Source organism: Rhizobacter sp., from assembly GCF_031412495.1.
Lineage (GTDB): Bacteria > Pseudomonadota > Gammaproteobacteria > Burkholderiales > Burkholderiaceae_C > Schlegelella_A.
Window position 1 is genome coordinate 1 of sequence record NZ_JANODC010000165.1, and the last position, 26654, is coordinate 26654.

A 26654-nucleotide genomic window follows, 5' to 3' on the forward strand; every position below is an offset into this window, starting at 1 on the left:
TGCTGCGCCTCGAAGGCCACCAGGTGCGCATCGTCCATGACGGCCGGGCCGCGCTCGCCGTCGTCGCGGAGCAGGTTCCCGACATCGCCTTCCTCGACATCGGCATGCCCGGCCTCAGCGGCTACGAACTGGCCGCCCGCCTGCGCGGCGACAGCGCGACGGCGCGCATCCACCTGATCGCGGTGACGGGGTGGGGTCAGACGAGCGACAAGGAACGGGCCCGCGAGGCAGGCTTCGATCACCACTTCGTCAAGCCGATCGACTTCGACGCCGTCTTGCAGCTGCTGGCCATGCTGCCCGCTCCGTCCGGCGAGCCGACCCCCGCCGCACCCTCATGAGCCGACTCCAGGACCTCCTCGACAACAACAAGCGCTGGGCAACCCGGGTTGAGGCCGAGCGGCCCGGCTTCTTCACCGGCCTGCTGCAGCAGCAGGCGCCGAGATACCTGTGGGTCGGTTGCGCCGACAGCCGCGTTCCGGCCAACGAGCTGGTCGACCTCGCGCCGGGCGAGCTGTTCGTGCACCGCAACGTCGCCAACGTCGTCGTCCACTCCGACCTGAACTGCCTGTCGGTCATGCAGTTCGCGACCGACGTCCTGCAGGTCCGGCACATCATCGTCGTCGGTCACTCCGGCTGCGGCGGCGTCGCCGCGGCGCTCGAGGATCGCCGCATCGGCCTGGCCGACAATTGGATCCGGCACGTGCAGGACGTGCGCAACCGCCACGCCGTCTGGCTCGAGACTTTGCCTTTCGCCAGCCGGCTCAACGCGCTGTGCGAGCTCAACGTCATCGAGCAGGCGCTGAACGTGTGCCAGACGACGGTGGTGCAGGACGCCTGGCAACGTGGTCAGACGCTGGCCGTGCACGGCTGGGTCTACGGGCTTCGCACCGGCCTGCTCGAGGACCTGGACATGAACGTGACCCGGCTCGAGGACGCCGGCGCGGTGTACGAGAAGGCCCTGGCCACGGTGCAGGCGCGGTGCGGCGAGGCGATCTGAGACGGACCCGGCTGCACCCGGGTCACGCGAACCCTCCCATGGCGTCAACAGGTCCTAGCCCGGCAAGGCGGCGCGCGGCACGCGGACGGTGAAGGTGGCGCCGAGGTCGACGCCGGGGCTCGTCGCCGCCACCGTCCCGCCGTGCAGCACGACCAGCTGCTTGACGATCGACAGGCCGAGGCCGAGTCCGGCGTGCCGGCGCGTCGGCGAGGCATCGGCCTGGCGGAAGCGGTCGAAGACGTCGGGCAGGAAGTCGGCCCTGATGCCGATGCCGCTGTCGCTGACGCTCAGCTCCAGATGGGAATCCGTGCCGCGGAGGACGACCTCGACCTTGCCGCCCCGTGCCGTGAACTTGATGGAATTGGAGAGCAGGTTCGCGAGCACCTGCTGCAGTCGGGCCGCATCGCCCGAGACCGGCCCGGCAGCCGGGTCGAGGGCGGTGTGCAGGGTGATCCGCTTCGCTTCCGCGGCAGGGCGGGCAGCCTGCACCGCACTCTCGGCGACCCGGGCCAGATCGGTGGGCTGCATGTCGAGGCGAACCTTGCCGGACAGGATGCGGGTCATGTCGAGCAGGTCCTCGATCAGCCTCGCCTGCGCGGCAGCGTTGCGGCTGATCGCCTGCAGGCCGCGCTGCAGCGTTGCCGGCTCGTCGCTCTTGAGGAGCAGCACCTTGGTCCAGCCGAGCATCGCCGTCAGCGGCGTACGCAGCTCGTGCGACACGGTGGAGAGGAATTCGTCCTTGAGCCGGCTGACACGGGCGAGGTCGGCGCGGGCGGCGCGTTCGACCTCGATCCAGGCCTCGCGCTCGGCGACCATGCGTTTGGTCTCTTGGTAGAGGCGGGCGTTGTCGATCGCGATGGCAGCCTGGGCGGCGATGCCGACGACGAGCCGCTCCGTCCGCTCGGTGAACACGCCAGCCTCGGGGTGGCCGAAGAAGAGGCCGCCGACGGTTTCGCCGCTGCGCAGCTTGACCGGTGCGGCCAGGTAGCTGCGCACCGCGAGGTGCCCCTTCGGCATGCCGTGGTGCGGTGCCCACCGACCGTAGCGCGGGTCGGCGAGGACGTCGTCGATCCGGACCGGCGCTTCGCCGTTGAAGGTCGGCGCGAACACCGGCGTGGCGCGCGGGTGGCCGAAGCCCTCGAACGCCTCGCGCCGCGCCCCCGACAGCGTGAACAGCTGCAACGCGTCGCCGCCCGCGTCGACGCTGGTGTAGAAAAAGGCGCCGAAGGCGGCCCCGCTGAGTGCCGTGGCGACGTCGGTCACGGTCTGCAGCAGCGGCTCGATGTCGAGCGTGGAGGCGATGGCCGCGCCGGTGCGGTTGAGCAACTCGAGCAGCAGGGCCTCCTCGCGAACCGCTGCCTCGACGCGGAGCCGGGCCGTCGCGTCCCGATAGCTCCAGACCCGGCCGACGATCTCGCCGTCGAGGATCTGCGCCCGCGAGTAGCGTTCGAGGACGCGCCCGTCGGCGAGCTCGAGGACGTCGATCGCCTCGGCCTCGGGGGTCCGGTACAGCCGGGCGATGCGGCCGCCGAGGTCGGCCGGGTCGCGGAAACGGTGCGCGACGTGGCGGACGAGGTCGGCGTGGAAAGCGCCTTCGACGAGCTCCCGCTCGAGCCCCCAGATGCTCAGGAAGCGCTCGTTGAAGGTGACGATGCGGCCGTCGCCGGCGGTGACGAGGATGCCGTCGGCGGTCGCCTCGAGCGTCGCCTGCATGAGCGACAGCGAGCGGCCGAGCTCCCGGGTGCGCTGCTCGAGCGCCTCCTTGGCGCGAACGAGCTCTTCGTCTGCCGGGCGTGCCGTGCCCAAGGCCGTCATGCGGTGAACTAGCGGTGGCCCTGCGCGCGCGCCCGCCGCACCGCGCTCTGCATCTCGCGCGCCAGGACCGCGAAGTCGATCGGCTTGACGATGTGGGCGACGAAGCCGGCGTCGCGGGTCGCGCCGAGGTCGTCCTCGCCGTCGTAGGCCGACAGGACCAGCGCCGGCACCAGCCGGTGCTGCGGCAGGACCCGGAGCAGCTCCATGACGTCGTAGCCCGTGGATCCGCCACCCAGGCTCAGGTCGGTGACGACCACGTCGTAGCTCTCCGAGCTCAGCAGCACGCTGGCGTCGTCGAAGGTGGTGCAGGTGCGGGCCTTCGCGCCCATCGACTCGAGGGTCAGGCCGACGGCCTCGGCGATGTCGGCCTCGTCGTCGATGTAGAGGACGCGCAGGCCGTCGAGACGCATCACCGCGCCTTCGTTCGCCGCCGCGGCGGCCCCCGGCGCGTCGCTCGGCGTGTCCAGGCGCGGCAGGCGCACGGTGACTTCGAAGCGGACGTCGCCGGGCCCGGCCGCGCTCTCGATGGTGCCGCCGAACGAGTCGACGATGCGCTGGGCGATGCCCATGCCGATGCCGGCGCCTTCCTGCACGCGCCGGTCGCCGACCCGGAGCTCGAAGCCGGCCGCCTGCCAGGACCCCGTCACCTCGATGCGCGTGCCCGTGGGCGCGGCGTTGATGGCATCGCCGACCAGCCCGGCCACGACGCGCTCGAGGCGGGTCGGGTCGAGGTCGAACCAGCCCTCGCCGCCGGCCGGCGTGCTGGCGACGATGTCGATGCCCTTGTCCTCGGCGAGCGGGCGCAGGGTCTCGATCGCTCGCTCGATCGCCTGGGCGGCCTTGCCGGTGTCGCTGATGGAAGGGAGCCCCTCCTGCATGTCGGATCCTCGCCCTTCGGGGGCTCCAGGATTATGGTCCGGGTCCCTTGTGGCGGGGGCCTCTCAGACCCCCAGGAGGCGCTGCCAGAGTGAGGGATTGCGCGCCAGGTCGGCCGACGTTCCCTGCCAGGCGACACGCCCCTTCTCGACGATGACGTTGCGGTCGGCGATGGCCACCAGCCGGTGGACGTACTTGTCGATCACGATCATTGCGTGGCCGGCGCTGCGCAGGCTGGCCAGCGCGCGCCAGATCTCCTCGCGCACCAGCGGCGCCAGCCCTTCGGTCGCCTCGTCGAGGATCAGCAGGCCCGGGTTCGTGACCAGGGCCCGGGCGATGGCCAGCATCTGCTGCTCGCCGCCGGAGAGCTGGTTGCCCATGTGCGCGCGCCGGTCCTGCAGGGCCGGGAAGAGCTCGAGGACGCGGCCGGGCGTCCACTCGGCGCTGCCGCGCGGCGAGGGCCGGGCGAAGGCGGTGAGGTGTTCCATGACGCTCAGGTTCGGGAAGATCTGCCGGCCTTCCGGGACCAGGGCGATGCCGGCGCGGGCAACCCGGTTCGGGGCCAGCCCGGCGATCGGCCGACCTTCGAAGGCGATCTCGCCCGACCGCGGCCGCAGCAGGCCCATGACGGCACGGACCAGGGTGGTCTTGCCCATGCCGTTGCGGCCCAGCACGCCCACGATCTCGCCGGCACCGACGACGAGGTCGATGCCGAACAGGACCTCGCTCGCGCCGTACCCCGCATGCAGGCCGCGCACCTCGAGCAGCGACGGCGGCTCGGCGAGGGTCATGGCGTGCCGCCGGCGGCTTCGCCGAGGTAGGCGGCGATCACCGCGGCGTCGTTGCGAACCGCCTCCGGCAGGCCGCTCGCGACGACCCGCCCCTCGACCAGCACCGAGACGCGGTCGGCGAGGCGGAACACGGCGTCGACGTCGTGCTCGATCAGGAAGACGGTGCTGCGGGCGCGGATCGCGCGGATGAGCTGCTCCATCCGCGCCGACTCCTCGTGGCCCATGCCGGCCATCGGCTCGTCGAGGAGCACCAGGCGCGGCCGGCTCGCCAGCGCCATGCCGACCTCGAGGGCGCGGCGCTCGCCGTGCGAGAGCTCGTCGATGCGCAGCCCGGCCTTCGCGCCGAGGCCGACGTCGTCGAGGACGGCGCGGGCGCGCTCGAACAGCGCCGCTTCGCCGCGCACCGGTCGCCAGGCCGGCAGGCTGCTGCCGGAGACCGCCTGCACGGCCAGAGCGACGTTGTCAAGCACGCTCGCGCTCTTGAACAGGCGCGTGATCTGGAACGAGCGGACCAGGCCGCGCCGGGCCCGCTCGTGCGTCGGCAGGCGCGTGATGTCGGCGCCGTCGAAGACGATGCGGCCGCGGTCCGGCGCGAGCTGGCCGCCGAGCTGCGCCACCAGCGTGGTCTTGCCGGCGCCGTTGGGTCCGATCAGGGCGTGGATTTCGCCGCGCGCCACCTCGAGGTCGACGCCGTCGGTGGCGACCAGCCCGCCGAAGCGCTTGACCAGGCCGTGCACCTCGAGCAGGGGCGGCTCCGCCGCGCCACCCGATCCGCGCGCTGGCGCGCCAGTCAGCCCGGCCGCGCTCAAACCGGCGCCTTCGGTCGGCGCGCGAGAAGCCCGACCAGCCCCTGGCGCGCGAACAGGACGACCGCCAGGAGGACCCAGCCGGTCCAGAACTCCCAGTGCCCGGTGGTCGCACCCAGGACCTCCTGCAGCAACAGCAGGGCGGCGGCGCCGACGAGCCCGCCCCACACCGTGGCGACGCCGCCGAGGATGACCATCACCATCAGCGTCCCGGACTGCGTCCAGTGCAGCACGTTCGGGCTGACGTAGCCCTGCAAGTTGACGCTGAGCGCGCCGGCGACGCCCCCGAGCGCGCCGGCGACGACGAAGAGGACCAGCTTGTAGCGGTAGGTCGGAAAGCCGAGCGCCTCGGCGCGCACGTCGTCGTCGCGCAGGGCGAGCACCGCCCGGCCGAAGCGCGACGGCACGAAGCGGGCGACCGCGAGCAGCGTCAGGGCCAGCACCGCCAGGGCGACGTAGTAGAAGGCGACCGGGTCCTTCAGGTCGAGGACCCAGCCGCCGACGTCGAACAGCGAGCGGGTCCGGATGTTCAGGCCCTCGTCGCCGCCGTAGCCCTTGATCGAATTGGCCAGGTAGAACAGCATCTGCGCGAAGGCCAGCGTGATCATGATGAAGTACACGCCGCGGGTGCGCAGCGAGATCGCCCCGATCAGGAGCGCGGCCAGCCCCGTGATGGCGAGCGTGGCGCCCAGGTGCACGGCGCCGCTCTGAACGCCCTCGCTGACGAGGATGCCGGTCGTGTAGGCGCCGAGGCCGACGAAGGCGGCGTGCCCGAACGAGACCAGGCCGCCGTAGCCGAGCACGAGGTTGAGGCTGGTGGCGGCGATCGCGTAGACGACGATGCGGCTGGCCAGGCTCAGGTAGAAGTCCATGCCGAGGGCCTGCAGCACGAACGGCAGGGCCATGCCTGCCATCGCCGCGAGGGCGACCGCCGCCGCCCCCAGCCCGCGCGCCTTCATCCGGACCGCGCCGGAAAGAGGCCCTGCGGCTTGATCGCCAGCACGACCGCCATGAAGACGTAGACGGCGACCGAGGCGAAGGCCGGCCCGGCGGCGCTGGCCCATTGCGGCGGCAGGAACTCGCGGAACGCCTGCTGCAGCACGGTGCGGCCGAGCGTGTCGATGAAGCCCACGAGGATGGCGCCGACGAGGGCGCCGCGGATCGAGCCGATGCCGCCGATGACGATGACGACGAAGGCGAGGATGAGGATGTTCTCGCCCATGCCGACCTGCACCGCGAGCAGCGGCCCGAGCAGCGCGCCGGCGACGGCGCAGAGCATGGCGCCGATGCCGAAGACGACCGTGAAGAGGCGCTGGATGTCGGTGCCCATCGCCGTCGCCATCTCGCGGTTGGAGGCGCCGGCGCGGACCAGCGCGCCCATCCGCGTCTTCTGCACCAGCAGCCACAGCAGCAGGGCCAGGGCCAGGCCGACGCCGAGGATCAGCAGGCGATAGGCGGGATAGAGCAGCCCCGGCAGCAGCTCGACCGGGCCGGACAGCGCTTCCGGCGCCGACAGCGGCAGGTCGTTGCCGAAGATCATCTTCACGCCGTCGTTGAGGATGAGGATCAGCGCGAAGGTGGCGAGCACCTGCGACAGGTGGTCGCGCGCGTAGAGGGTGCGCAGCAGGCCGGCCTCGAGGACCATGCCGAAGATGCCGGTGAGCAGCACGGCGCCGATCACGCCGAGGACGAAGGAGCCGGTCGCGGCGACCAGCCAGGCGGCCAGGAAGGCGCCCACCATGTACAGCGAGCCGTGCGCCAGGTTGATCATGTCCATGACGCCGAAGACCAGCGTCAGCCCGGCCGCGAGCAGGAACAGCATCAGGCCGAACTGCAGGCCGTTCAGCGCCTGCTCGAGGAGGAGGACCGGCGGCATGCGGGCGAGGTCGGCGGCCCGCGGGCGTGCGCTAGCGAGCCGCCGGCCGAGGCGGGTTTCAGCCCTTCATCGTGCAGGCCTGCACGTAGGCGTCGCCGTGGTTCTTGAGGATCGGCTCGTTGAACGACTTGTTGATCAGCCCGCCCTTGCCGTCGCTGCCGACGGTGCGCACGTAGTAGTTCTGGATCGGGTACTGGTTGGTGTTGAAGCGGAACGCGCCGCGCACCGACTCGAAGCGCGCCGCCTTCAGGGCCTTGCGCACCGCTTCCTTGTCCTCGAGCCGGCCCTTGGTGTCGCGGACCGCGGCGTCGATGAGGAGCGCGGCGTCGTAGCCCTGCGACGCGTACAGCGTCGGCACGCGCTTGTATTCCTTCTGGAACTCGGCCATGAACTTCACGTTCGCGGCGTTGGTGAAGTCGGGCGACCAGTGCGCGGTGTTGAAGAGGCCGGCCATGGCGCTGCCGACCGGGTTGATCACGTCCTGGTCGGCGGAAAAGCCCGGCAGCAGCAGCGTCGTGTCCTTGCCGAGGCCGGCGCCGACGTACTGCTTGATGAAGTTGATGCCCATGCCGCCCGGCAGGAAGATGTAGACGGCCTGCGGCCTGGCGGCGCGAATCTCGGCAAGCTCGGCGGCGTAGTCGAGCTGGCCGAGCTTGGTGTAGTTCTCGCCCGCCACCGTGCCCTTGAACGTGCGCTTGAAGCCGGTCAGCGAATCCTTGCCGGCCTGGTAGTTCGGTGCGACCAGGTAGACGCTCTTCAGCTCGCGCGTGTTGGCGTACTGGCCGGCGGCCTCGTGGTACGCGTCGTTCGGCCACGACACGGCGAAGAACAGCGGGTTGCAGTCCTTGCCGGCGATCGACGACGGCGCCGCGTTCGGGCTGATGTAGATGACCTTGTTGTCGAGCGCTTCCGGCAGCGCCGCGAGCATGATGTTCGAGAAAACGACGCCGGTCATGAAGTCGACCTTGTCGCGTTTGATGTTCTTCTCGAACAGCTGCTTGGCGACGTCGGGCTTGAACTGGTCGTCGCTGACGAGCACCTCGGCCGGCAGGCCACCGAGCTTGCCGCCGTTGAGCTTGACCGCGAGCTGGAAGCCGTCGCGGATGTCGATGCCGAGCGCCGACGACGGGCCCGACAGCGTGCTGACGAAGCCCACCTTGACCCGGTCCGCGGCGCCGGCCGGCAGGGTGGCCAGGCCGAGGGCCGTGGCGACGAGTGCGACCGCGGAGGCAGTGCGGCGAAGGCGGTGGGTCATGGCAGAGGACCTTTCTTGAGGTGTCGCAGCGAAGCCGGACGCGGGCGGATTGTAGGGAGCGCGGCGGGCGGACTGGCGACTGTTCCTGGACATCGCCAGCGCGTTGTGCGTCAGCCCCCGAGCCCTTGCCAGGGCTCAAGGAGCTCGTGCTCCACGCCGAACAGGTCGAGGACCCGGCCCACCGTGTGATCGACGATCTGCGCCACCGTGGTCGGGCGGTTGTAGAAGGCGGGCACCGGCGGGCAGACGATGGCGCCCATCTCCGTCACCGCGACCATGTTGCGCAGGTGGGCCAGGTTCAGCGGTGTCTCGCGCGGCAGGAGGACCAGGCGGCGCCGCTCCTTGAGTACGACGTCGGCGGCGCGGGTCAGCAGGTTGTCGCCGAAGCCGTGCGCGACGGCGGCCAGCGTCTTCATCGAGCACGGCGCGATGACCATGCCTTCGCTAGGCAGCGAGCCGCTGGCGATGCTGGCGCCGATGTCGCGCACGCTGTGCACGCGCGTGGCCAGCGCCTCGACCCCGGCGCGGTCGAGGTCGAGCTCCTGCGCCATCGTCACCAGGCCCGACGACGAGACGACGAGGTCGGTGCTCCAGCCGGGCGCGGCCTGCATGGCCTGGAGCAGGCGCACACCGTAGACCGAGCCGCTGGCGCCGGTGATGCCGACGATCATCCGCTTCATCGAGGCTCCCCGTTCATGAGGCCGGCGCCGGCCTGGCGCATGGCCGCGAGGATGCCACGCTCCTCGACGCGGGTCAGCCGGCCGGCGTCGACGACGATCTCGCCGCCGACGATGGTCGTGTGCACGTCGCTGCCGCGGGCAGCGTGCACGAGGTTCGTCGTGATCGCGTCCGGCGTCGCCGGCTGCAGGTGCAGGCGCCGCATGTCGACCAGGCTGAGGTCGGCGAGCCGGCCCGGCGCGATCTCGCCGGCGTCGATCCCGAGGGCCCGGGCACCGAACCGGGTCGCCAGCGCGAGCACCGCCTCAGCGGGCATGACGAGCGGGTCGAGCGTCGCGCCCTTGTGCAGCAGCGACGCGAACTTCATGACGTCGAAGAGGTCGAGCCGGTTGTTGGCCTTCGCGCCGTCGGTGCCGAGGCCGACCCGCACCCCGGCGTCGAGCATCGCCGGCACCGGGGCGATTCCGGAGGCGAGCTTGAGGTTGGCGTGCGGACAGTGGGCGACGCTCGTGCCGCGACGCGCCAGGAGGGCGATGTCGGCGGCGTCGGCCCACACGCAGTGGGCGAGCAGGGTCCTGGCCGTGAGCGCGCCCAGCGCATCGAGGTGGGCGACCGGCGACGCTCCGGTGCGCGCGCGCGTCGTCTCGACGTTGCGGCGGCTCTCGGCACAGTGCAGGTGCAGGCCGGTGCCGAAGCGCCGCGCCAGCGCCGCACCGTCGCGAAGGGTGGCGTCGGCGCAGGACTCGAGGTCGTGCAGGCCGACCCAGACGTCGATGCGGTCGCCGGGCTCTCGCGGCAGCTCGAGCAGGCCGGCCACGTCGGCCAGCGTCGGCGCGAACGGACGCCCGTCGAGGACGTAGGGCGCGATCGTGCAGCGGATGCCGATCGCGCGCGCGGCCCGGATCGCGGGCCCGGGTCGCAGGCACATGTCGAGGACGCTGGTCGTGCCCGAGAGCAGCAGCTCGGCGTAGGTCGCGAGCGCCGCCACGTAGGCGTCGTCGTCCGACAGGCGAGCCTGCTCGCGCTCGATGGTGGCGATCCACTCGGCGAGGGCCAGTCCCTCGGCGCTGCCGCGGGTCAGGCTGGAATGCGAGTGCGCGTGGGTGTTGACGAAACCGGGCAGGACGGCGAGGCCGTCGCCCTCGATCACCCGCGCGGCGCGCATCGGCGGCGCCACGCCCGGGCCGAGCGCCGAGATGCGGCTGCCCTCGATGGCGACCCAGCCGACGAAGGGCGGCGTCGACGCCCCGTCGACCGGGATCACCAGCGCATCGCGGATCAGGAGGGACGCGGAGGCGGCTTCGCCGCGAGCAGCGACGGCCGCCGTCATCGCGGCCGCTCGTCGTCGACCGGACCGTGCAGGGCCCGCCGCTCGAGGAAGCCGAACAGCCAGAACGTGCTCACGCCGATCGCGGCGAGGACGATGATGGCGACGAAGAGCAGGTCGGTGCGCAGCTGCGTCGCAGCGGTGATCACCAGGTAGCCGAGGCCGCGGTCGGCGCCGTAGAACTCGCCCACCACGGCGCCGACCAGGCTCAGCGAGGCGGCGATGCGAAAGCCGGCGAAGATGAACGGCAGGGCGCTCGGCAGCTGCACCTTGAAGAAGACCTGCGGCCCGGTCGCGTTGATCGAGTGCATCAGGTCGAGGATGCGCGGGTCGGCCGCCTTGAGGCCGCGCGTGGTGTTGGTGACGATCGGGAAGAACGTGATGATGGCCGCGATCACGACCTTGGTCGCGATGCCGAAGCCGAGCCAGATGTTGAGCAGCGGCACGATGGCGATGATGGGCACCGCGTTCGAGATGATCACGTAGGGGAAGAGCCCACGTTCCAGGAAGCGCGAGTTGGCGATGCCGGCCGAGAGGGCCACCCCGAGCACCGCCGAGATGGCGAAGCCGAGCCCGGCCTCGAGCAGCGTCAGGCCGGTGTGATAGGCGAGGTCCTGGGTCCGGCCGAAACGCATCGCGATGCGCGACGGCGCCGGCAGCAGCCAGGGTGGCACCTCGAGCAGGTGCACCGCCGCCTCCCATGCGGCGAGGATCAGCGCCAGGATGAGCAGCGGCGGCCCGAGCCGCTCGAGCCGGCCGCGACCGGCGGCCGGTGGCGCTGACGGCGTGTTCGTGCTCACGACTGCAGGGCCCGGCGCGCGATGCGCACCTGGTCGACGAATTCGATCGTGTCGCGGATGTCCGGCCCGCGCCGGCGCGGCAGGGCGACGTCGATCACCTGCTTGATGCGGCCCGGATGCGCCGACATCACGACGACGCGGTCCGCCAGGTACACCGCCTCCGAGATGTTGTGGGTGACGAACAGGATCGTCTTCTGCTCGCGCTCCCAGATGCGCAGGAGCTCGTCCTGGAGCTGGTTCTTGGTGATCTCGTCGAGGGCGCTGAAGGGTTCGTCCATCAGCAGGATCGACGGGTTCCACGACAGCGCCCGCGCGATGGCGACGCGCTGCTTCATCCCGCCGGACAGCTCGCTCGGGTAGCTGCTGCCGAAGTTCGACAGGCCCATGCTGTCGAGCAGCTCGCGGCAGCGCGAGGCGCGCTTGTCGATCTCGTAGCCGACGACCTCGAGCGGTAGCTGGATGTTGCCGAGCGCGGTGCGCCAGGGCAGGAGCGCCGCCTCCTGGAAGACGAAGCCGAAATCGTTGCGCCGGCGCGCTTCGGCGGCCGTGGCTCCGCGCACGGACAGCCTGCCGCTGCTCGGACGGAGCAGGTCGCTGACGATGCGCAGCAGCGTGCTCTTGCCGCAGCCGGTCGGCCCGAGCAAGGCGATGAACTCGCCCTCGGCGATGTCGAGCGTCGCCTCGCTGAGCGCTGAGACGCGGCGGCCGCGCGCCTCGAACACGACGCTCACCTCCTGCAGCGAGATGCAGGGCGGAACGGCGCTCGGCGCGCGCTCCGCCGCCACGGTCACTGCGCGAACCCTTCGGCGAGGACGTCCGCCACCGCCGGCGCGATCTCGACCAGGCCGACACGCTTGGCCGTGTCGATGGTCTGCTGCCAGCCGGCGACGGTCTCGGTGCCGAAGCTCGACAGGGGTCGGCCCTGGACCGACCAGAACGGCACCGACTTGGCGAGGACCTTGGTCTCCCGCGCCACGTCGACCTCGCTCGTCGACCTGGCGACCGCCTGCACCGCGGCGCCGGCGTCGGCGACGCTGGCCTCGATGGCGCGCCGGGTCGCGCGCAGGAAGCCGCGGACGAGCTCGGGCTGGGCCTTCAGGAACTTGTCGCCGGTGGCGATCGTCAGCCCGTAGGCCACGACGCCGTGGTTGGCGACCATCATCTCGGTCACCGGCATGCCGGCGGACTCGGCCTCGATCGCCTCGTTCATGGTGAAGCCCATCAGCGCGTCGACCTGGCCGACCAGGAGCGGCTGCACGCCGAAGCCGATGTCGACGAGGTTGATGCTTTTCGGGTCGATCTTGTGCACGGCGAGCAGCGCCGACAGGCCCTGCGACGTGGCGCTCGCACGTTTCGAGCCGATCTTCGCGCCGCGGGTCAGCTGCTGCGGGTCCGTGATCGGCTTGGCCTTGGGGCTGATCAGGACGATGGGCGTGCGCTGGTAGTAGGCGGCGACCGACTTGACCGGCACCTTCTGCTCGGCAGCCTGCACCAGCACGAGCGCGTCGACCAGGGCGAGATCGACCGCACCGGCGCCGATCTGCTTCACCGAATCCGACGAGCCCGAGCCCGAGATGATCGTCAGGTCGATGCCTTCGGCAGCATAGAAGCCGCGCTCCTTGCCGAGGTAAAAGGGGGCGTGCTGTCCACCCGGCTTCCAGTCGAGCCGAAAGCTCACCTTGGTGGGCGGCTTGGCCGGTGTCTGCGCGAAGGCCGCGGGTGCGCTGCCGAGGGCGACGGCGGACGCGAGCGCGAGGAGGGCGCGGCGGGAAAGGGCTGGGTGCATGACGGAGCTCCGGTGTTTCAGTGACGGTCGATGAACTGGCGCGCCCACTCGACGGCGGCGGGCGGCAGGGCGGTGCGTTGCACGTCCCAGGCCAGGGGCGCGGTGGCGTCGATGCCGAGCTTGGCCGACATGCCGTCGATCGCCGACGGGTCGAGCCGGTTGCAGAAGACCTTGGGCACCATGAACATGTCGGTGTCGGCCTGGAAGCGGGTCGCCATCGCCCAGAGCACGTCGTCGTCGTCGTAGACGTCGACGTCGGCGTCCACGGCGACCCCGAACTTGATGTAGTTGTCGAGGCCGAACAGGAGCATCAGGGCGTGGCGCGCCTGCCCCTCGGCGCTCTTCTTCAGCGACAGGTAGGCGTGGAAGTGGGTGCCCGACTTCGGGTAGTTGAGGGCGACCAGGTTCGGCACCATCTCCTTGAGCCGCCCGAACACGTGCGCTTCCTTGGCGCTGCGGCCGAGCAGGAGGTGATCGTTGGTCATCCCCGGCACGATGTCGAGGAAGATCGGGGCGGCGCGCCGCGTGATCGCCTTGACGACTAAGACGTTGCGAGTCGAGCGGTAGGTCGAGTAGCCCGTGTACTCGCCGAACGGCCCTTCGTCTTCCTCGGTGTCGGCGAGGATCTCGCCTTCCAGGACGTACTCCGCGTTGGCCGGCACCTCGACGTCGATCGTCCTGCAGCGCACCAGCTCGACCGGGCGCCCCAGCAGCGCGCCGGCGATCCCGAACTCGTCGACCTCCATCGCCACCTTGGCCGCCGCCGCGAGGTAGATCGCCGGGTGGCAGCCGATCACGACGGCGACCTCGAGGTTCTTGCCGCGCGCCTTGCAGCGCTGCAGGTGCTCCCAGATGTGGCCGCGCGAGTGCAGGCTGGCGCCGAAGCGGTCGGGGCCCTTGAGCTGCAGGCGCTGGAAGCTGAGGTTGCGAACGCCGGTGTCGGGGTCCTTGCAGACAAGGATGCCCGAGCTGATGTAGCGCCCCGCGTCGCCTTCGAAGTGACGGGTGATGGGCAGGGCCGCGGCGTCGACCTCGCTGCCGCGGACGACGACCTCCTGGCAGGGGCCGCCGTCGACGACCGCCGCCGGCAGAAGGTGCTCGAGGGCGCGGCCCCAGGCGACGTTGAAGCCGCTCCGCGTCGTGCCGGCGATGCGGGCGATGCGGTCGCGATCCGCGAAGATGTTCGCGACCACGGGCACGCCGCCCTCGGCCGCCTCGAAGCGGACCACCGGGTGGCGCTTGCGGGCGTCGAGATCGAGCACCAGGGCCGTCTTGACGTAGTCGAGGTCGGCCAGGGGCGGCACGCGCAGCAGCTCGCTCTCGGGCAACTCCTCGAGGAAGCTGCGCAGGGATGGAAATGCGGAGGAATGCAAGGGCGTGGGGGGCGGGGAGATCAGGCGGGCACGACAGGGAGCGGCGGAGATCGGCAGATCCCGGATTGCGCCCCAACAGAGTGTGCGGCGCACCACGAGCGATCATTCTGGTCGACGAGCTCTCGTGACCTTGTAGAACAAACCCGGGAAGGATTGTCTTAAGAAAGTTCCGTGCCAAGGGTGCGGGGTGCCTAGAATCGCGCGGCCCCCGCCTCCTCGCCGTGCACGCAACGAAGCTCGCTTCCATCGACGGTTCCGCTCGCCGGCCCAGCCCGGACGAGCGGGTGTACTCCGCCATCCATGCGGCCGTGCAGGAGCACCGGCTCGGGCCCGGCGTCAAGCTGAAGGAGGTCGAGCTCACCGAGCTGTTCAAGGTGAGCCGGGCCAGTGTTCGGACCGCCCTGCATCGGCTGGCCCACAAGGGCATCCTGCAGCTGGCTCCGAACCGGGGCGCGACCGTCGCGAAGCCGTCGGCCGAGGACTGTCGACAGATCCTCGAGTCGCGCCTGGCGATCGAGGGGATGGTGATCGAGGTCCTGGCGCGCGCGCCGCAGCCCGCCACGACGAAGGCGTTGCGGGCCCATGTCCGGGCCCAGGAGCGCGCCTTCAAGGCCGGCGACATGCACGAAGGACATCGGCTGGCCATGGCCTTTCACCGCCTGCTGGCCGAGCACTGCGGCAACCGCGTCCTCGCCCAGCTTCTCGATGACCTGCTCTCGCGCATGCCGCTCGTGGTCCTGACCCACGGTGCGAAGCGCGCCTCCGGCGAGGCCACGCACGCCGACCACATCGACCTGGTCGAGGCCATCGCCGACGGCGACATCGATCGCGGCCGGCGCATCCTCGGGCTCCACCTGCAGGCACTGCAGGACGAACTCGATCTCGACGCGCCGCCGGCGCCAAAGACACTGCGGCAGATGCTGCAGGGCTGACGGCAGGCGAGGGGCCATGGCACTTCTCGGCAAGGCGGCCCTGGCGATGTGGTGGGACATCTCGCCGGACGTCCGCTCCGAGTTCGAGGACTGGCACGCGCACGAGCACTTCCCCGAGCGGCTGGCCCTGCCTGGATTTCGTCGCGGCACGCGCTGGCGCAGCGCGTCGGGCGGCGAGGGCATGTTCGTCCTCTACGAGCTGGAGCAGCACGCGACGCTCTCTTCTCCGGAGTACGTGGCGCGGCTGAACGCGCCGACGCCGTGGTCGACCCGACTGATGCCCGAGCACCGGAACATGGTGCGTGCGCAATGCCGCGTCGTGCAGACGCAGGGAGGCCTCGTGGACTTGAACGCGCTGGCGCACCTGCTCCGTCACGAGACGCCAGCCATGTCTGCGGCCACGGAGCAGGCGATCCGCGGGCATGCGGATCAGGAGGCGGAATGGGTCTTCGTGGCTTGCGGCTACGAGTCGGCTCCACTCGAGGCGCTGCGCGGCTCGGAGCTCGCTGCCGATCGGCTGTCGGCCAGCGGGGCGCGGCCCGATCGGGTCGATAGTCTCTACGCGCTCGCCTGCTCGGCCCTGCCGAGCGAGCTCGCGCGGACGGAAAGGCTCGGGCCTCCCTGACCTCGATGAGCCCATGACGATCTCGCTCGCTGCCGTGGTCGACGCCTCAGAACGCGTCGCGCAGACCGGCAGCCGGCTCGCCAAGCGCGACGCGATCGCGGCCTGCCTGCGCCATGCGGCGGCCGCCGAGGTGGAGACCGTGGTGGCCTTCCTGTCGGGCGAGACGCGCCAGGGCCGGATCGGCATCGGCTATGCGACGCTGGCGGCATCGCGCGGCGCGCACGCCGCGCACGCCGCGCTGACCGTGGGCGAGGTCGACGTCGCGCTGACCCGCATCGGCGCGATGGCCGGGAAGGGCTCGGCGGCGCAACGCAGCACGCAGTTGCGCACGCTGTTCGAGCGCGCCACCGCGGCGGAGCAGGCCTTCCTGGTGCGGCTGCTCGTCGGCGAGCTGCGCCAGGGCGCGCTGGAAGGGGTGATGATCGAAGCCATCGCCGCGGCGGCCGGGGTGCCGGCGGCGCACGTGCGGCGTGCGGCGATGGTCACCGGCCGTCTCGCCGCCGTCGCCCGCATCGCGCTCGGCGAAGGTGCCGCGGGCCTGGCGCGCTTCGCCATCGCCCTGCAGCGACCGGTGCAACCGATGCGCGCCCAGCCCGCCGACGACATCGCCCAGGCGATGGCGCGCACCGGCACCGCGGCCGTCGAATGGAAGGTCGACGGGGCCCGGGTGCAGGTGCACAAGTCCGGCCGCGAGGTGCGGGTCTACACGCGGGCGCTGAACGACGTCACCGCCTCGGTGCCGGAGATCGTCCAGGCGCTGGAAGGCCTGCCGTCGAACGAGCTCATCCTCGACGGCGAGGCGGTCGCCCTCGGCAGGGGCGGTGCGCCGCTGCCGTTCCAGGTGACGATGCGCCGCTTCGGCCGCAAGCTCGAGGTCGCGCGCCTGCGCTCAGAGCTGCCTCTCGCCGCCTACTTCTTCGACTGCCTCTACCGCGACGGCGCGGCGCTGGTCGACCGGCCGGCGCACGAGCGCTTCGACGCGCTCGCCGCCGTGTTGCCGGCGGCGCTCGTGATCCCGCGCCTGGTCACCGCCAACGTCGCCGCGGCCGAGGACTTCTACGCCGAGGCGCTGGCCCGCGGCCACGAGGGCGTGATGGTCAAGGGGCTCGACGCGCCCTACGAAGCGGGCAGCCGCGGCGCGAGCTGGCTCAAGGTCAAGCGCGCGCACACGCTCGACCTGGTCGTGCTCGCCGCCGAGTGGGGCCACGGCCGCCGGCAGGGCTGGCTCTCGAACCTGCACCTCGGCGCGCGCGATCCGGCCGGCGGCTGGGTGATGCTCGGCAAGACCTTCAAGGGCATGACCGACGAGCTGCTCGCCTGGCAGACGCGCGAGCTGCTCGCGCGCGAGACCGGGCGCGACGGCCACGTCGTCGTCGTCAGACCCGAGCTGGTGGTCGAGATCGCCTTCAACGACCTGCAGGCGAGCCCGCAGTACCCGGGCGGGCTGGCGCTGCGCTTCGCCCGCGTCAAGGGCTACCGGAGCGACAAGGGCGCCGAAGAGGCCGACACCATCGACACCGTGCGGGAGCTCTACACGGCGCAGTCGCCTGGTTGACCGCGGCGGCTTGCGGAAGGGCGTCCCGTCCCTAGCCTTCGAGCCGGAACGCCACCTTCAACTTGACCTGCCAGTGCGCGATCTTGCCGTCCTCGAGGTGGCCGCGCGTCTCGAGGACCTCGAACCAGTCCAGATGGCTTCGCCGCCTCGAGGGCGTGCATGCGCGAGAGATTCCCGGGGGCGTGTCGGCTGTCGTCATCGAGCCGTCAACTTCTTCCGGCACGCTGCGGATGCGCAAGGAGAAAGCGATGGACGAATACACGATGACGTGGAGCGATGCGGCCCGGGTCGAATCGGCCTACTGCCACTTCGAGGGCTGGTTCGGCTCGGCCGGCGCGGAAGCTGGCTACGGAACCCTCGGCAAGGCGTTGTGGCGCGAGCGCTGTCTGGCCGGCGTGCTGGCGCTCGACCCCGGCATGGTGGGCGACGAGGCCCGCGAACTGGTGGCCGGCCTGAGCCGGCACCCGCACTGGCTGCTCGTCGATCCGGGCGAGGCCGCCTCCAAGATCCACTCCTTCGCCGCGATGTAGCCGGGTCGGCGGAGCCGATCGTCACGCGCGTGTCATCGCAGCGTCGACAGCGCGTCATGTCGGCTCGGCAGCATCGTGCCCGTCGACCACGGGAGGCGAACCGATGCTGCTGAACGGGCTGGAGACGGGGCGAGCGGACCGGTCGCCCGGCGAGCCGGCCGGGGCGCCGATGAAAGACGAGCGGCGCCTGGAAGCGCTGTGGGCTCGGCGGCCCGGGGAGATCCGGAGCGCGCAGCAACTCCGGTACCGCGTCTTCGCCGAGGAGATGGGCGCCCGGCTCGCCGCCCCGGCCGGAGCCCGCGAGCGGCTCGACGTCGACCGGTTCGATCCCTTCTGCGAGCACCTTCTCGTCCGTGCCGTCGACGACCGCAGGGGCAAGGCCGCGAAGGTGGTCGGCACCTACCGTGTCCTGACACCCGATGCCGCGCGACGTGCCGGCGGCTTCTACAGCGAGACCGAATTCGACCTCGACCCCGTGCGGCCGCTGCTCGCCAGGGCGGTCGAGCTCGGTCGCTCGTGCGTTCACCCGCGCTGGCGCTCGGGTGCCGTCGCATGACGCTCTGGGGCGCCCTCGGCGAGTTCATGATCCGCAACGGCCTCGACACCATGGTGGGCTGCGCCAGCGTCGGCATGGCCGACGGCGGCCACTCGGCGGCCAGCCTCTGGGCACGCCTGCGCGAAACGCACATGGCGCCGCCGCAGTGGCAGGTCAGGCCGCATCTGCCCCTGCCGGTGGACGACCTGCGCCAGGACCTGCAAGCCGAGGTGCCCGCCCTGATCAAGGGCTACCTGCGCTGCGGTGCCATGGTGCTCGGGCCGCCGGCCTGGGATCCCGACTTCAACACTGCCGACCTGCCGCTGCTGATGCGCTTCGAGACGCTGCCGGCGCGCTACAGGCGCCACTTCCTCGGCGCCTGAGCGGCGGCCGGGCTCCTCCCACTCGCGGCCCGCCCCTGTGTCTGGTATCCGCGGGACAGGACGCTAGATCCGGGCGAACCAGTCTGCCGTCTGTCTCGCGACCCACTCGGGGTCGTCGAGCGTCAGGTCGTGGCCGGCGCTCGCATGGACCCGCAGCTCGGCGGCCCAGGCCCGGGCCAGGCGCCAGGAGCATGCCGGGTCGACCAGCTCGTCGCCCAGGCTCGCCAGGACGAGCACCGGCACGTTCGGCACGCGGCGCGGGGCCCGGAAGCGCGCCGCGGCCCAGAACTGGCGGCGTTCGTTGGCCGCCGAGACCGGCGCCTCGGTTCGCCAGGCGGCCCAGTTCGACACCAGCGTGTCGGCGGGCTCGCTCGGGTGGCGGCTGGTCAGCGCCAGGACCAGGCGCTCGCGCTCCGCAGCGCTGCGCTCGCGCCGGATGGCAAGCAAGCGGGGCAGGCTGCGCCAGCGCAGCCGCTCGTGCCAGCGGCCCGGGGTGCGCGTGCTGGTGTTGACGAGGACGATGGCGGTGCACTCGCCCGGATGGCAGGCCGCCCAGTCGATCGCGACCATGCCGCCGAGCGACAGCCCGAGCAGAGCGTAGGGCGGGGCCGCGCCGCGCGCACGCAGCTGCTCGCGGAAAGCCACGACCATGGCCGCCACCGAGGCCGGGCTCTGCGCCGTGCTCAGCACGCCGTTGCCGGGCAGGTCGAGAGTCAGCACCGACTCGGCGCCGGTTCGCCATTTCAGCAAGCCGGGAAAGCCCCCCCAGTGCCGGCTCTCGCGCGACAGGCCGCGCAACAGGACCCAGGTCGTCATCGCCGCGGCGTTCCGTACCAGCGCGCCAGGGCGCGCAGGCGCTGCCGCTCCCGTTCGCCGCCGAGCGGGATCCAGCCCTCGTAGTTGGCCGCCGCCCGGATCAGGAACTCGAGCCATGCCATGTGGCTGCGCAGGACGCGTCGCTGCCGGTGTGCGACGAGCGGGTTGAAGATGCCGGCGCGGCTGAACAGCTGGCGCGGATTCTTCCGGATCCACAGCCAGGAGCCAAGCTCGAGCGTCAGCGGCAGGAACGTGCCCGTCGTGGTGTCGTTCGTGGCCGTCAGGTAGAGGTGGTCCCAGAGATCGCCGTGCGCCAGGTACTGCCGGCTCTGCGGCTCGAGCACGTAGCGGTGGTGCGAATGGCTGTGCTCGAAGATGTCGCTCAGCGACTGCACTTCGGGCAGATCCCTGATCGGCCGCTTCGTGTGCGCGAACGGGAACCAGATCCGGTCCGTCGTGCCGAAACCGGAGTGGCAATCGAGGGCGACGCTGAAGGGTCGGCCCAGGAGCTCGGTGCGGACGACGTCGCACAGAGCCTGGCTCTCGGCTTCCATCGCGCCCCGGTCCGGGCCGCGATACCACGGCAGGCGCGCGCTCAGGCGCTGGCCACCGACCAGGAAGGGGACGGACTCTGCCGACTCCACCGGCGCATTGCGCATGAGGTCGACGCCGTTCGGGTTGGCGCGCGTGCCGCGCTGCAGGCCGCCGGGATTGACGAGCGGCATGAAGACCAGGCGCACGCGCCGGAGTTGCGCCGCCAGGTCGCGGTCCCAGCGCAGCCGTCGCACGATGCTGCGCAGGAACGTGGTCACGACCTCCACGCCGATGCGCTCGAGGCCGTGCACCCCGGCGAAGAATCCGACCGCCGGCAGGCGCTTGTCGGGATTGCCGAGGCAGATGACGTGCACCGGCAGCACGCGATGGCCGCAGCGGATCTCGCTGACGACGCGATGCTCCAGCGTGCCGCGACCCTCGGTCAGGATGTCGTCGAGCTCGCCCAGGTCGGCCGGGTCGTGACTCAGTGCCGTGGGGTCGACCGCGTGTCGCGCCGGTGGCAACGGGACAACGCCAGCCATTCCGGCAGGCCGCGCAGAACGGCGAGGGCGATGAGGAGCTGGGTCCGGGCGATGGAGAGCATGGCGGCTGGAGGGAGCCGGGCCATGGTGGCGCCGCTCCGTGACACCTTGGTGTCAGGCGCCGTTCATCGGCCTGTCATCGCCGGGGGGCACTATGCGTGCCTGCTGTACGCCGAGATCTTCAAGCAGCTCGAAGCCGTCCGCTCGAACATGGACCGGGACATTCCGTGGGCGTCGATGAACGCCATCACTTAGTGGGCGGCCCTGCCCGCCACCGAGATGTTCCTGCGCGACCGTGCAGCTCGGCCTCGGTGGGCACCAGGTCGGGCCGGGAAAACAAGGTCGTCGACCGCATCCTGCACAACCTGAGCCTGCTGCTCGAGCGCAGCTTAGCCAGCGTCCAGGAGCTGAACCGCTACCGCAAGGAGGTCACGGCCCGGGTCGCCGCGGCAAAGCGCGCGACCGCGGCCCGAGGCTTGCCGCCGGACCGCCGACGATGCCGCGCTCCTTCAGCGCCTGGATCTGCTGCGCGCTGAGACCGATCTCGTGCAGGACGGCATTGGTGTCGCGGCCTAAGGCGGGCGCGTTTTGGCGCTGGCTGCCCGGCGTCAGCGAGAGCTTCGGCACGATGCCAGGAACGGCGAGCGTGCTGCCGTCCTCGAGGCGAATCTCCTGGAGCATGCCGCGCGCCGCGTAGTGCGGGTCGGCGGCGATGTCGGCGATCGTGTAGATGCGGCTGGCCGGCACCGAGGCCTGGGCCAGCGCGGCGACCACCGTGTCGACCGGCCGCTGCGCCGTCCACGCGCCGATCGCCGCGTCGAGCTCGCCGACGCGGGCGACGCGGCCGGCGTTGTCGGCCAGCGCGGGATCGTTGCCGAGGTCGTCGCGGCCGATCAGCGTCATCAGGCGGCGGAAGATGCTGTCCCCGTTGCCGGCGACGAGCGCATAGCTGCCGTCGCTGCAGAGGTAGGCGTTGGTCGGCGCGATGCCGGGCAGGGCGCTGCCGCCCGGCCCGCGGACGGCGCCGAACGCGCTGTACTCGGGCAGCAGGCTTTCCATGCAGTTGAACACCGCCTCGTACAGGGCGACGTCGACGATCTGGCCCTGGCCGGTGGCGTGCCGGTGCTGCAGGGCGAGCAGGATGCCGATGACGCCGTGCAGGGCGGCGAGCGTGTCGCCGATGCTGACGCCCACGCGGACCGGCACGCGCCCGGGCTCTGCGGTCAGGTGGCGCAGCCCGCCCATCGCCTCGGCGACGACGCCGAAGCCGGGCCGGTTCCGGTACGGCCCGGTCTGGCCGTAGCCGCTGAGGCGCAGCACGACGAGGCGCGGGTTGGCGGCGAGCAGCGCCGCGGGCGCCAGGCCCCAGCCCTCGAGCGCGCCGGGGCGGAAGTTCTCTATCAGCACGTCGGCCTCGCCGGCCAGGGTGCGGACGATCGCCTGCCCTTCGGGGTCGCGCAGGTCGAGCGCGAGCGAACGCTTGTTGCGCGACTGCACCTGCCACCAGACGGAGGTGCCATCCTTCAGGAGGCGCCACTTGCGCAGCGGGTCGCCGGCGCCGGGCGCCTCGACCTTGATCACCTCGGCACCGAACTCGCCCAGCGTCTTGGCGGCGAAGGGGCCGGCGATAAGCTGGCCGAGCTCGAGGACCTTCAGGCCCTGCAGCGCGTGGCGGGCAGGGGCAGCGCTGGCGGGCGTGTCGGCGGCGGTCTTGTCGGGCATGCGGGGAGTCTCGGGTCGGCGTGGCCTGGCGTCAAATGCCGCCCCGCAGGCGAGACGCCCGCGCTCAGACCCTGATCACGCCGCCCTTGAGGGACCAGAGGATCGCCAGCACGTCGCTTCGTGTCGCGGCATCGACGTCGTTCGTCTCGAGCGCAGTCATCGCGTCGTCGACGACGCTGACGAATTCCTGCTCGCTGATGTTCATGCCCTTGTGCGTCCCGAGCATGTCCTTGCCGGTGTAGGTCTCCGGGCCGCCGGCGCCGGCGCAGAAGAACTCGATGACGCGCTGCTCGACCTTGGCCATGTCGCTGGCGGCGTAGCGGGCATTGACGATCGGGTTGGCCAGATGGTTCTGGATCAGAGTGCGGGTGATGCGGGTGATGCCCTCTCGACGGCCCAGCCGGTCGTAGAGGGAGGTCGTGGTGGTGGTGCTCATCGGTTGCGTTCCTAGTGGAGGGTTTCTTCGCGTCAAGGCGTGGTCCGGCGCAGCAAGCGCAGCCACGACGCGTACTCGATCGCCGCCGGGCCCATGGCCGGGTCGGAGAAATCATCGGCAAGGGTGCGCAGGGCTCGGGCGACGCGTTGCGGCCGGCTCGGCGGGAGGCCGGGAGGCTGCGGCATCGAAAGCGGCGCGGACGGGCCGTCGCGCCCGGCGGTGGAAGGGGGTCGATCAGATGACATGGCAGCTCCTGGGTGGTGCGACCGGAGGATCCGGACGGGCGCACGATGCCGGCGCCGCGTTCCTCGAATGTTCCTGGGTCAGCCAGGGGTTGCCCGGGATTGGATAGGCCGATCACACTGGCGGCATGGCACCCACCCGTCTTGATCCGTCCGGCGCGCCGCTGCCGATGCTCGAAGTGCAGCTCCTGGGCCGTTTCGCCGTGCGCGTCGATGGCGTCGAGCTCGTTTCCGAGCGCTGGCCCAGCCTGCGCGCCGCCCACCTCGTGCAGCTGCTGAGCCTGCAGCCGCGCCGGCGCCTCACCCGCGACCAGGTCGTGGACGCCCTGTGGCCCCGCCTCGAGCCCGAGGCGGGCAGCGCCAACCTGCGCAAGGCCTTGCACCATGCCCGACAGGCGCTGGGCCGCCACGACGCGCTGGTGATGCAGACGGGCGAAGTCCTGCTGTGGCCGGGCCGCGACGTGGTCATCGACATCGAGGACTTCGAGCGCGACGCGACCGCCGCGCTCGCCCGGCGCGACGCTGCCGCTTGTGCCGAGGCGGCCCGGACCTACGGCGGCGATCTGCTGCCCGGATCGCGCTACGAGGCCTGGTCCGAATCGATGCGCGAGCGCCTGCATTCGCGTCACCTCGAGCTGCTGCGGGTCGCCGGTCAGTGGGACAAGGTGGCGCGGCTCGAGCCGACGGACGAGCCCGCGCATCGCGCCCTGATGCAACGCGAGCTCGAGGCGGGCAATCGCGCCGCGGCGCTGCGCTGGTACGCCCATCTGCGCGAGGCGCTGCAGGAGTCGCTGGGCGTCGCGCCCGACCGGCAGACCGACGCGCTCTACGAGCGCTGCGTGGCCGGCCTTCACTCCGCCGGGCCGGCGTTCGTGGGCCGGGCGATGCCGATCGCGCAGATGATGGCCTGGCTGGGCCTCGGGCCTGCCGAGCGTCCGGGCGGCATCGTGCTGCGCGGGCCCGGCGGCATCGGCAAGACCGCGCTCGGCCGCGAGATTGGCGAACAGGCGCGGGCGCGCGGCTGGAGCGTGGTGCGCGTGCAGGCCGGCGCTGCCGGTCGGGCCTATGCCACCGCGACCGCTCTCGCCGAGCGCGTGTTGCTGGCGGACCGCGCCGTCCTCGACCGAATCGGCGACAGCGCGCGCAACGTGCTGGCCCTGCTCAGCCCGCTGGCGGCGCCCGGCCAGCCCTTGGCCGGCCCGCTCGGCCGGCACCAGGTCGTCGGCGCGGTGCGGCGCCTGCTCGTCGCCTCGGCCGGCGGCGCCGACGTCCTGCTGCACGTCGACGACGCCCACTTCGCCGACGACGCCGATGTCGACGTGCTCATGCAGCTCGCGATGACCGCCGCGCCCGTCTGCGTGCTGCTGGGCATGCGGCCGGCGCAGCCGGGCACGGCGCTGGCCGGCGGCATCGCCCGGCTGCAAGGCGCCGGTGCGCTGCACGTGCTCGACGTCGAGCCGATGGACGACGACGAATGCCGTCGTCTCGTGCGCCGCGCCGCGATGGCGCCGCTGGACGACGCGACCGTCGCCCGCATTGCCGGCGCGGCGCAGGGCAGCCCGTTCGCCGCCATCGAGCTCGCGCGTTGTGCCGCATCTGCCGGCGACGCGCGCCTGCCCACGAGCACCGCCGAAGCCGTGCTGGCCCGCCTGTGCGACGTCGCCGACGAGTCCTTGGCCCTCCTGAAGTGGCTGGCCCTGTGCGGCGACAGCTTCGACCTGGCGACCATCGAGGCCCTGGCCGGTGCGGCGCAGGCCTCGGCGATGCTCGCACTCGATGCGTCGCTGACGCAGGGCGTCATCGTGCCCGCGGGCAGCCGCTATCGTTTCCGGCACGACCTGGTTCGCCAGGCGCTCGCCGACCAGGTGCCGGCGCATCGACGCAGCCAGATGCACCGCCGCATCGCCGAGCTCCTCGCCGAGCAGGAGGCGGCGCCCGCGGACATCGCAAGGCACTGGCAGGCCGGCGGCAAGCCGCGCGAAGCGGTCCCCTGGCAGCTCGCGGCGGCGCGCGACGCCTTCCGGCTGGCCGCATTCAGCGACGCCTTGCGGCACGTCGAGCCGCTGCTCGTCGTGGACCCGGGCCATGCCGAGGCCTTGCGCCTTCGCGCCGAGTCGCTCGACGCGCTCGGCGATCCGGCAGCGCTCGTCGCCTACCGCCTCGCCGCCGACGCCGCCGGCGAGCCGACTTCGCACGACCTGCTGGCCAAGGCCGCGCTGGCGCAGGTGAAGCAGGGCGATCCGAAAGGAGCGCTCGTGCTGCTGGCGGGCCTGCGCCCGAGCAGCATCGAGGGCAAGCTCTGCGAGGCGCTCGCCTACAGCGGCTCCGCCGCCCTCGGTGCCGCCGATCCGGCGATCGGCACGGCGAAGGCGGCCGTGGCGCGCCGGCTCGCCCTGCAGTCAGGCGATACGGCCTCGATCGTGGTCGCCTCGTGGGCCCAGGCCGCCGCCGCGCACGCACGGGGCGAGCTGCATCAGAGCGTCTGGGCCGACCTGCAGGAGACCACGCATGTGCCGCACCTCGCGGTGCGGGTGTTCGACGGGCACCTGTGCATCACGCAGCGCTTCCTCTACGGCGCCCGGCCGTACGCCGACGTGATCGCCTTCGCCGACTCGATCGCCACGGAGGCGAAGCGGCTCGGCGCGGCGCGCGGGCATGCGTTCGGCACGACGCTTCGGGGCGAGGCCGAGTGGCTCAACGGCGACCTGGCGTCGGCGCGCCAGCATCTGCGCGAGGGCGCCCGCCTGCATCGTGCGATCGGCGGTGCCGTCGGCGAGGCCTTGTCGCTGCAGCGGCTTGCCGAGCTGGCGCTGCACGAAGGCCGGAGAGAGGAGGCGCGCACGCTGATCGACGAAGCCCTCGACCTCGCCCGCCAGACCGACATCGGCTTTCACCTGCTCGACCGCATCTACGGCACCCGCATCACCCTGCATGCGCACGAGCCCGAAGCCGCCCTGCACGTGATGCAGGATGCCGCGGCGTCGGTGCGCGGCCCGCTCGAGACCTGCCCGGGTTGCCGGATCACCTTCGCCGTGCCCGCTGCGATTGCCGCGGCTCGCGCCGGCGAGGTCGAACTCGCCGAACAGCACGAGACGCAGTGCGCGTACCTGGCCAACGTCGTGATGCGCTTGCCCGCGTGGTACGCGGCGCACGACGAGGTGCGGGGGCACATCGCCGCGGCCAAAGGAGCCGCGGCCGAGGAGACCGCGGCGCACTTCGCGGCCGCCGTCGCGCGCTTTCGCGGCGCCGGGCATCCGGTCGATGCAGCGCGCTGCGAGCGGCTCTCCGTGCAGGCCGCTTCCGGCAGGAGCGCCGGCGCGACGGTCTGAGGCGTGCCCGCAGCCGCGGCGCTCGCCCGCTGTGGCGACTTAGCGCAGGTCCCTGCGCGCCTCGAAGCCGGTCGCGGGGAAGTCGGTGAACAC

At 71.8% G+C, this 26654-nt stretch carries 27 protein-coding genes and 2 pseudogenes; 10 read left to right on the forward strand and 19 right to left on the reverse strand.

Annotation, left to right across the window (positions count from 1 at the left end):
• Both AC30N0_RS06010 and can read left to right on the forward strand, forming a co-directional pair.
• Window positions 1–338: response regulator (locus AC30N0_RS06010; protein WP_489517019.1), on the forward strand; the 338-nt coding region annotated here is incomplete at its 5' end.
• Window positions 335–997, forward strand: a complete 663-nt coding sequence (gene can, locus AC30N0_RS06015; protein WP_489517020.1) for a carbonate dehydratase — start codon at window positions 335–337, stop codon at window positions 995–997. The genes AC30N0_RS06010 and can, both read left to right, overlap by 4 nt.
• A gap of 54 nt (window positions 998–1051) precedes the next feature.
• On the opposite strand, the gene AC30N0_RS06020 is transcribed toward can, so the two are convergent.
• The 13 genes from AC30N0_RS06020 to AC30N0_RS06080 form a co-directional block, all read right to left on the reverse strand.
• Window positions 1052–2812 (reverse strand): sensor histidine kinase, encoded by a 1761-nt coding sequence (locus tag AC30N0_RS06020; RefSeq protein WP_489517021.1) that lies wholly within the window; start codon window positions 2810–2812, stop codon window positions 1052–1054.
• An 8-nt stretch (window positions 2813–2820) separates the two neighbouring features.
• Window positions 2821–3690: a hybrid sensor histidine kinase/response regulator gene (locus AC30N0_RS06025; protein ID WP_489517022.1), complete on the reverse strand. Its 870-nt coding sequence runs from the start codon at window positions 3688–3690 to the stop codon at window positions 2821–2823.
• A 63-nt stretch (window positions 3691–3753) separates the two neighbouring features.
• Complete coding sequence (locus AC30N0_RS06030) at window positions 3754–4455, reverse strand: ABC transporter ATP-binding protein (protein WP_489517043.1); 702 nt, start codon at window positions 4453–4455, stop codon at window positions 3754–3756.
• A gap of 20 nt (window positions 4456–4475) precedes the next feature.
• On the reverse strand, window positions 4476–5225 hold the full coding sequence (locus AC30N0_RS06035; protein ID WP_489517044.1) for an ABC transporter ATP-binding protein: 750 nt from the start codon (window positions 5223–5225) through the stop codon (window positions 4476–4478).
• Window positions 5226–5284: 59 nt separating this feature from the next.
• Window positions 5285–6244: a branched-chain amino acid ABC transporter permease gene (locus AC30N0_RS06040; RefSeq protein ID WP_489517023.1), complete on the reverse strand. Its 960-nt coding sequence runs from the start codon at window positions 6242–6244 to the stop codon at window positions 5285–5287.
• Entirely contained in the window at window positions 6241–7161 is a 921-nt protein-coding gene (locus AC30N0_RS06045) for a branched-chain amino acid ABC transporter permease (RefSeq protein WP_489517024.1), read from the reverse strand. Before AC30N0_RS06045 ends, AC30N0_RS06040 begins: the two co-directional genes overlap by 4 nt.
• A gap of 58 nt (window positions 7162–7219) precedes the next feature.
• Complete coding sequence (locus tag AC30N0_RS06050; protein WP_489517025.1) at window positions 7220–8416, reverse strand: ABC transporter substrate-binding protein; 1197 nt, start codon at window positions 8414–8416, stop codon at window positions 7220–7222.
• Window positions 8417–8526: 110 nt separating this feature from the next.
• Window positions 8527–9096 (reverse strand): UbiX family flavin prenyltransferase, encoded by a 570-nt coding sequence (locus tag AC30N0_RS06055; RefSeq protein WP_489517026.1) that lies wholly within the window; start codon window positions 9094–9096, stop codon window positions 8527–8529.
• Window positions 9093–10424, reverse strand: a complete 1332-nt coding sequence (locus AC30N0_RS06060) for an amidohydrolase (RefSeq protein ID WP_489517027.1) — start codon at window positions 10422–10424, stop codon at window positions 9093–9095. The genes AC30N0_RS06055 and AC30N0_RS06060 overlap by 4 nt, the downstream gene beginning before the upstream one ends.
• The gene (locus tag AC30N0_RS06065) at window positions 10421–11221 is read right to left on the reverse strand and encodes an ABC transporter permease (RefSeq protein ID WP_489517028.1); all 801 of its coding nucleotides are present in this window, start codon (window positions 11219–11221) and stop codon (window positions 10421–10423) included. The genes AC30N0_RS06060 and AC30N0_RS06065 overlap by 4 nt, the downstream gene beginning before the upstream one ends.
• Window positions 11218–12012 carry an ABC transporter ATP-binding protein gene (locus tag AC30N0_RS06070; protein ID WP_489517029.1) on the reverse strand — a complete coding sequence of 265 codons (795 nt, stop codon included), beginning with the start codon at window positions 12010–12012 and terminating at the stop codon, window positions 11218–11220. Before AC30N0_RS06070 ends, AC30N0_RS06065 begins: the two co-directional genes overlap by 4 nt.
• Complete coding sequence (locus tag AC30N0_RS06075; protein ID WP_489517030.1) at window positions 12009–13007, reverse strand: ABC transporter substrate-binding protein; 999 nt, start codon at window positions 13005–13007, stop codon at window positions 12009–12011. The genes AC30N0_RS06070 and AC30N0_RS06075 overlap by 4 nt, the downstream gene beginning before the upstream one ends.
• Before the next feature lie 17 nt (window positions 13008–13024).
• Window positions 13025–14380, reverse strand: coding sequence for a UbiD family decarboxylase (locus tag AC30N0_RS06080; RefSeq protein ID WP_489517031.1), 1356 nt, complete (start codon window positions 14378–14380; stop codon window positions 13025–13027).
• A gap of 221 nt (window positions 14381–14601) precedes the next feature.
• Between AC30N0_RS06080 and AC30N0_RS06085 the strand changes: the two genes are divergently transcribed.
• Genes AC30N0_RS06085 through AC30N0_RS06095 form a run of 3 tightly spaced genes read left to right on the forward strand, consistent with a single transcriptional unit; the run spans window position 14602 to window position 17492 of the window.
• On the forward strand, window positions 14602–15312 hold the full coding sequence (locus AC30N0_RS06085; protein WP_489517032.1) for a GntR family transcriptional regulator: 711 nt from the start codon (window positions 14602–14604) through the stop codon (window positions 15310–15312).
• Window positions 15313–15328: 16 nt separating this feature from the next.
• Window positions 15329–15937 (forward strand): hypothetical protein, encoded by a 609-nt coding sequence (locus tag AC30N0_RS06090; protein ID WP_489517033.1) that lies wholly within the window; start codon window positions 15329–15331, stop codon window positions 15935–15937.
• Between the two features lie 13 nt (window positions 15938–15950).
• The gene (locus AC30N0_RS06095; RefSeq protein WP_489517034.1) at window positions 15951–17492 is read left to right on the forward strand and encodes an ATP-dependent DNA ligase; all 1542 of its coding nucleotides are present in this window, start codon (window positions 15951–15953) and stop codon (window positions 17490–17492) included.
• A gap of 31 nt (window positions 17493–17523) precedes the next feature.
• Here AC30N0_RS06095 and AC30N0_RS06100 read toward each other — a convergent pair whose 3' ends face one another.
• Window positions 17524–17691, reverse strand: a complete 168-nt coding sequence (locus AC30N0_RS06100; protein ID WP_489517045.1) for a dodecin family protein — start codon at window positions 17689–17691, stop codon at window positions 17524–17526.
• A 49-nt stretch (window positions 17692–17740) separates the two neighbouring features.
• On the opposite strand from AC30N0_RS06100, the gene AC30N0_RS06105 reads away from it, so the two are divergent.
• Entirely contained in the window at window positions 17741–18022 is a 282-nt protein-coding gene (locus AC30N0_RS06105; protein WP_489517035.1) for a hypothetical protein, read from the forward strand.
• 103 nt (window positions 18023–18125) lie between these two features.
• Window positions 18126–18940 (forward strand): annotated as a pseudogene (locus AC30N0_RS06110) (GNAT family N-acetyltransferase).
• A 63-nt stretch (window positions 18941–19003) separates the two neighbouring features.
• On the opposite strand, the gene AC30N0_RS06115 reads toward AC30N0_RS06110, so the two are convergent.
• Both AC30N0_RS06115 and AC30N0_RS06120 read right to left on the reverse strand, forming a co-directional pair.
• Window positions 19004–19756 (reverse strand): alpha/beta fold hydrolase, encoded by a 753-nt coding sequence (locus AC30N0_RS06115; protein WP_489517036.1) that lies wholly within the window; start codon window positions 19754–19756, stop codon window positions 19004–19006.
• On the reverse strand, window positions 19753–20832 hold the full coding sequence (locus AC30N0_RS06120) for a M14 family zinc carboxypeptidase (RefSeq protein ID WP_489517037.1): 1080 nt from the start codon (window positions 20830–20832) through the stop codon (window positions 19753–19755). Before AC30N0_RS06120 ends, AC30N0_RS06115 begins: the two co-directional genes overlap by 4 nt.
• 84 nt (window positions 20833–20916) lie before the next feature.
• On the opposite strand from AC30N0_RS06120, the gene AC30N0_RS06125 reads away from it, so the two are divergent.
• Together AC30N0_RS06125 and AC30N0_RS06130 are read left to right on the forward strand one after the other, a co-directional pair.
• Window positions 20917–21087 carry a hypothetical protein gene (locus tag AC30N0_RS06125; protein WP_489517038.1) on the forward strand — a complete coding sequence of 57 codons (171 nt, stop codon included), beginning with the start codon at window positions 20917–20919 and terminating at the stop codon, window positions 21085–21087.
• 77 nt (window positions 21088–21164) lie between these two features.
• Window positions 21165–21305: pseudogene (locus AC30N0_RS06130) on the forward strand (ferritin-like domain-containing protein); the annotation flags it as partial.
• On the opposite strand, the gene AC30N0_RS06135 reads toward AC30N0_RS06130, so the two are convergent.
• The 3 genes from AC30N0_RS06135 to AC30N0_RS06145 form a co-directional block, all read right to left on the reverse strand.
• Window positions 21262–22554, reverse strand: coding sequence for a CaiB/BaiF CoA transferase family protein (locus AC30N0_RS06135; RefSeq protein ID WP_489517039.1), 1293 nt, complete (start codon window positions 22552–22554; stop codon window positions 21262–21264). The pseudogene AC30N0_RS06130 and the gene AC30N0_RS06135 sit on opposite strands and share 44 nt — an antisense overlap.
• 64 nt (window positions 22555–22618) lie before the next feature.
• Window positions 22619–22990 carry a group I truncated hemoglobin gene (locus AC30N0_RS06140; protein WP_489517040.1) on the reverse strand — a complete coding sequence of 124 codons (372 nt, stop codon included), beginning with the start codon at window positions 22988–22990 and terminating at the stop codon, window positions 22619–22621.
• Window positions 22991–23022: 32 nt separating this feature from the next.
• Window positions 23023–23175: a hypothetical protein gene (locus AC30N0_RS06145; protein ID WP_489517041.1), complete on the reverse strand. Its 153-nt coding sequence runs from the start codon at window positions 23173–23175 to the stop codon at window positions 23023–23025.
• Between the two features lie 185 nt (window positions 23176–23360).
• On the opposite strand from AC30N0_RS06145, the gene AC30N0_RS06150 reads away from it, so the two are divergent.
• On the forward strand, window positions 23361–26561 hold the full coding sequence (locus AC30N0_RS06150; RefSeq protein WP_489517042.1) for an AAA family ATPase: 3201 nt from the start codon (window positions 23361–23363) through the stop codon (window positions 26559–26561).
• The last annotated feature ends 93 nt before the right edge of the window (window positions 26562–26654 follow it).

What these genes read in the sequence shown, in the direction of transcription:
- AC30N0_RS06050 (WP_489517025.1), bottom strand. Translation starts at nt 8,416, where the DNA reads ATGACCCACCGCCTTCGCCGCACTGCCTCCGCGGTCGCACTCGTCGCC.
- AC30N0_RS06115 (WP_489517036.1), bottom strand. Translation starts at nt 19,756, where the DNA reads ATGACGACCTGGGTCCTGTTGCGCGGCCTGTCGCGCGAGAGCCGGCAC.
- AC30N0_RS06045 (WP_489517024.1), bottom strand. Translation starts at nt 7,161, where the DNA reads ATGCCGCCGGTCCTCCTCCTCGAGCAGGCGCTGAACGGCCTGCAGTTC.
- AC30N0_RS06150 (WP_489517042.1), top strand. Translation starts at nt 23,361, where the DNA reads ATGGCACCCACCCGTCTTGATCCGTCCGGCGCGCCGCTGCCGATGCTC.
- AC30N0_RS06060 (WP_489517027.1), bottom strand. Translation starts at nt 10,424, where the DNA reads ATGACGGCGGCCGTCGCTGCTCGCGGCGAAGCCGCCTCCGCGTCCCTC.
- AC30N0_RS06095 (WP_489517034.1), top strand. Translation starts at nt 15,951, where the DNA reads ATGACGATCTCGCTCGCTGCCGTGGTCGACGCCTCAGAACGCGTCGCG.
- AC30N0_RS06145 (WP_489517041.1), bottom strand. Translation starts at nt 23,175, where the DNA reads ATGCCGCAGCCTCCCGGCCTCCCGCCGAGCCGGCCGCAACGCGTCGCC.
- can (WP_489517020.1), top strand. Translation starts at nt 335, where the DNA reads ATGAGCCGACTCCAGGACCTCCTCGACAACAACAAGCGCTGGGCAACC.
- AC30N0_RS06120 (WP_489517037.1), bottom strand. Translation starts at nt 20,832, where the DNA reads ATGGCTGGCGTTGTCCCGTTGCCACCGGCGCGACACGCGGTCGACCCC.
- AC30N0_RS06125 (WP_489517038.1), top strand. Translation starts at nt 20,917, where the DNA reads ATGGTGGCGCCGCTCCGTGACACCTTGGTGTCAGGCGCCGTTCATCGG.
- AC30N0_RS06105 (WP_489517035.1), top strand. Translation starts at nt 17,741, where the DNA reads ATGGACGAATACACGATGACGTGGAGCGATGCGGCCCGGGTCGAATCG.
- AC30N0_RS06025 (WP_489517022.1), bottom strand. Translation starts at nt 3,690, where the DNA reads ATGCAGGAGGGGCTCCCTTCCATCAGCGACACCGGCAAGGCCGCCCAG.
- AC30N0_RS06055 (WP_489517026.1), bottom strand. Translation starts at nt 9,096, where the DNA reads ATGAAGCGGATGATCGTCGGCATCACCGGCGCCAGCGGCTCGGTCTAC.
- AC30N0_RS06135 (WP_489517039.1), bottom strand. Translation starts at nt 22,554, where the DNA reads ATGCCCGACAAGACCGCCGCCGACACGCCCGCCAGCGCTGCCCCTGCC.
- AC30N0_RS06075 (WP_489517030.1), bottom strand. Translation starts at nt 13,007, where the DNA reads ATGCACCCAGCCCTTTCCCGCCGCGCCCTCCTCGCGCTCGCGTCCGCC.
- AC30N0_RS06090 (WP_489517033.1), top strand. Translation starts at nt 15,329, where the DNA reads ATGGCACTTCTCGGCAAGGCGGCCCTGGCGATGTGGTGGGACATCTCG.
- AC30N0_RS06020 (WP_489517021.1), bottom strand. Translation starts at nt 2,812, where the DNA reads ATGACGGCCTTGGGCACGGCACGCCCGGCAGACGAAGAGCTCGTTCGC.
- AC30N0_RS06040 (WP_489517023.1), bottom strand. Translation starts at nt 6,244, where the DNA reads ATGAAGGCGCGCGGGCTGGGGGCGGCGGCGGTCGCCCTCGCGGCGATG.
- AC30N0_RS06140 (WP_489517040.1), bottom strand. Translation starts at nt 22,990, where the DNA reads ATGAGCACCACCACCACGACCTCCCTCTACGACCGGCTGGGCCGTCGA.
- AC30N0_RS06100 (WP_489517045.1), bottom strand. Translation starts at nt 17,691, where the DNA reads ATGACGACAGCCGACACGCCCCCGGGAATCTCTCGCGCATGCACGCCC.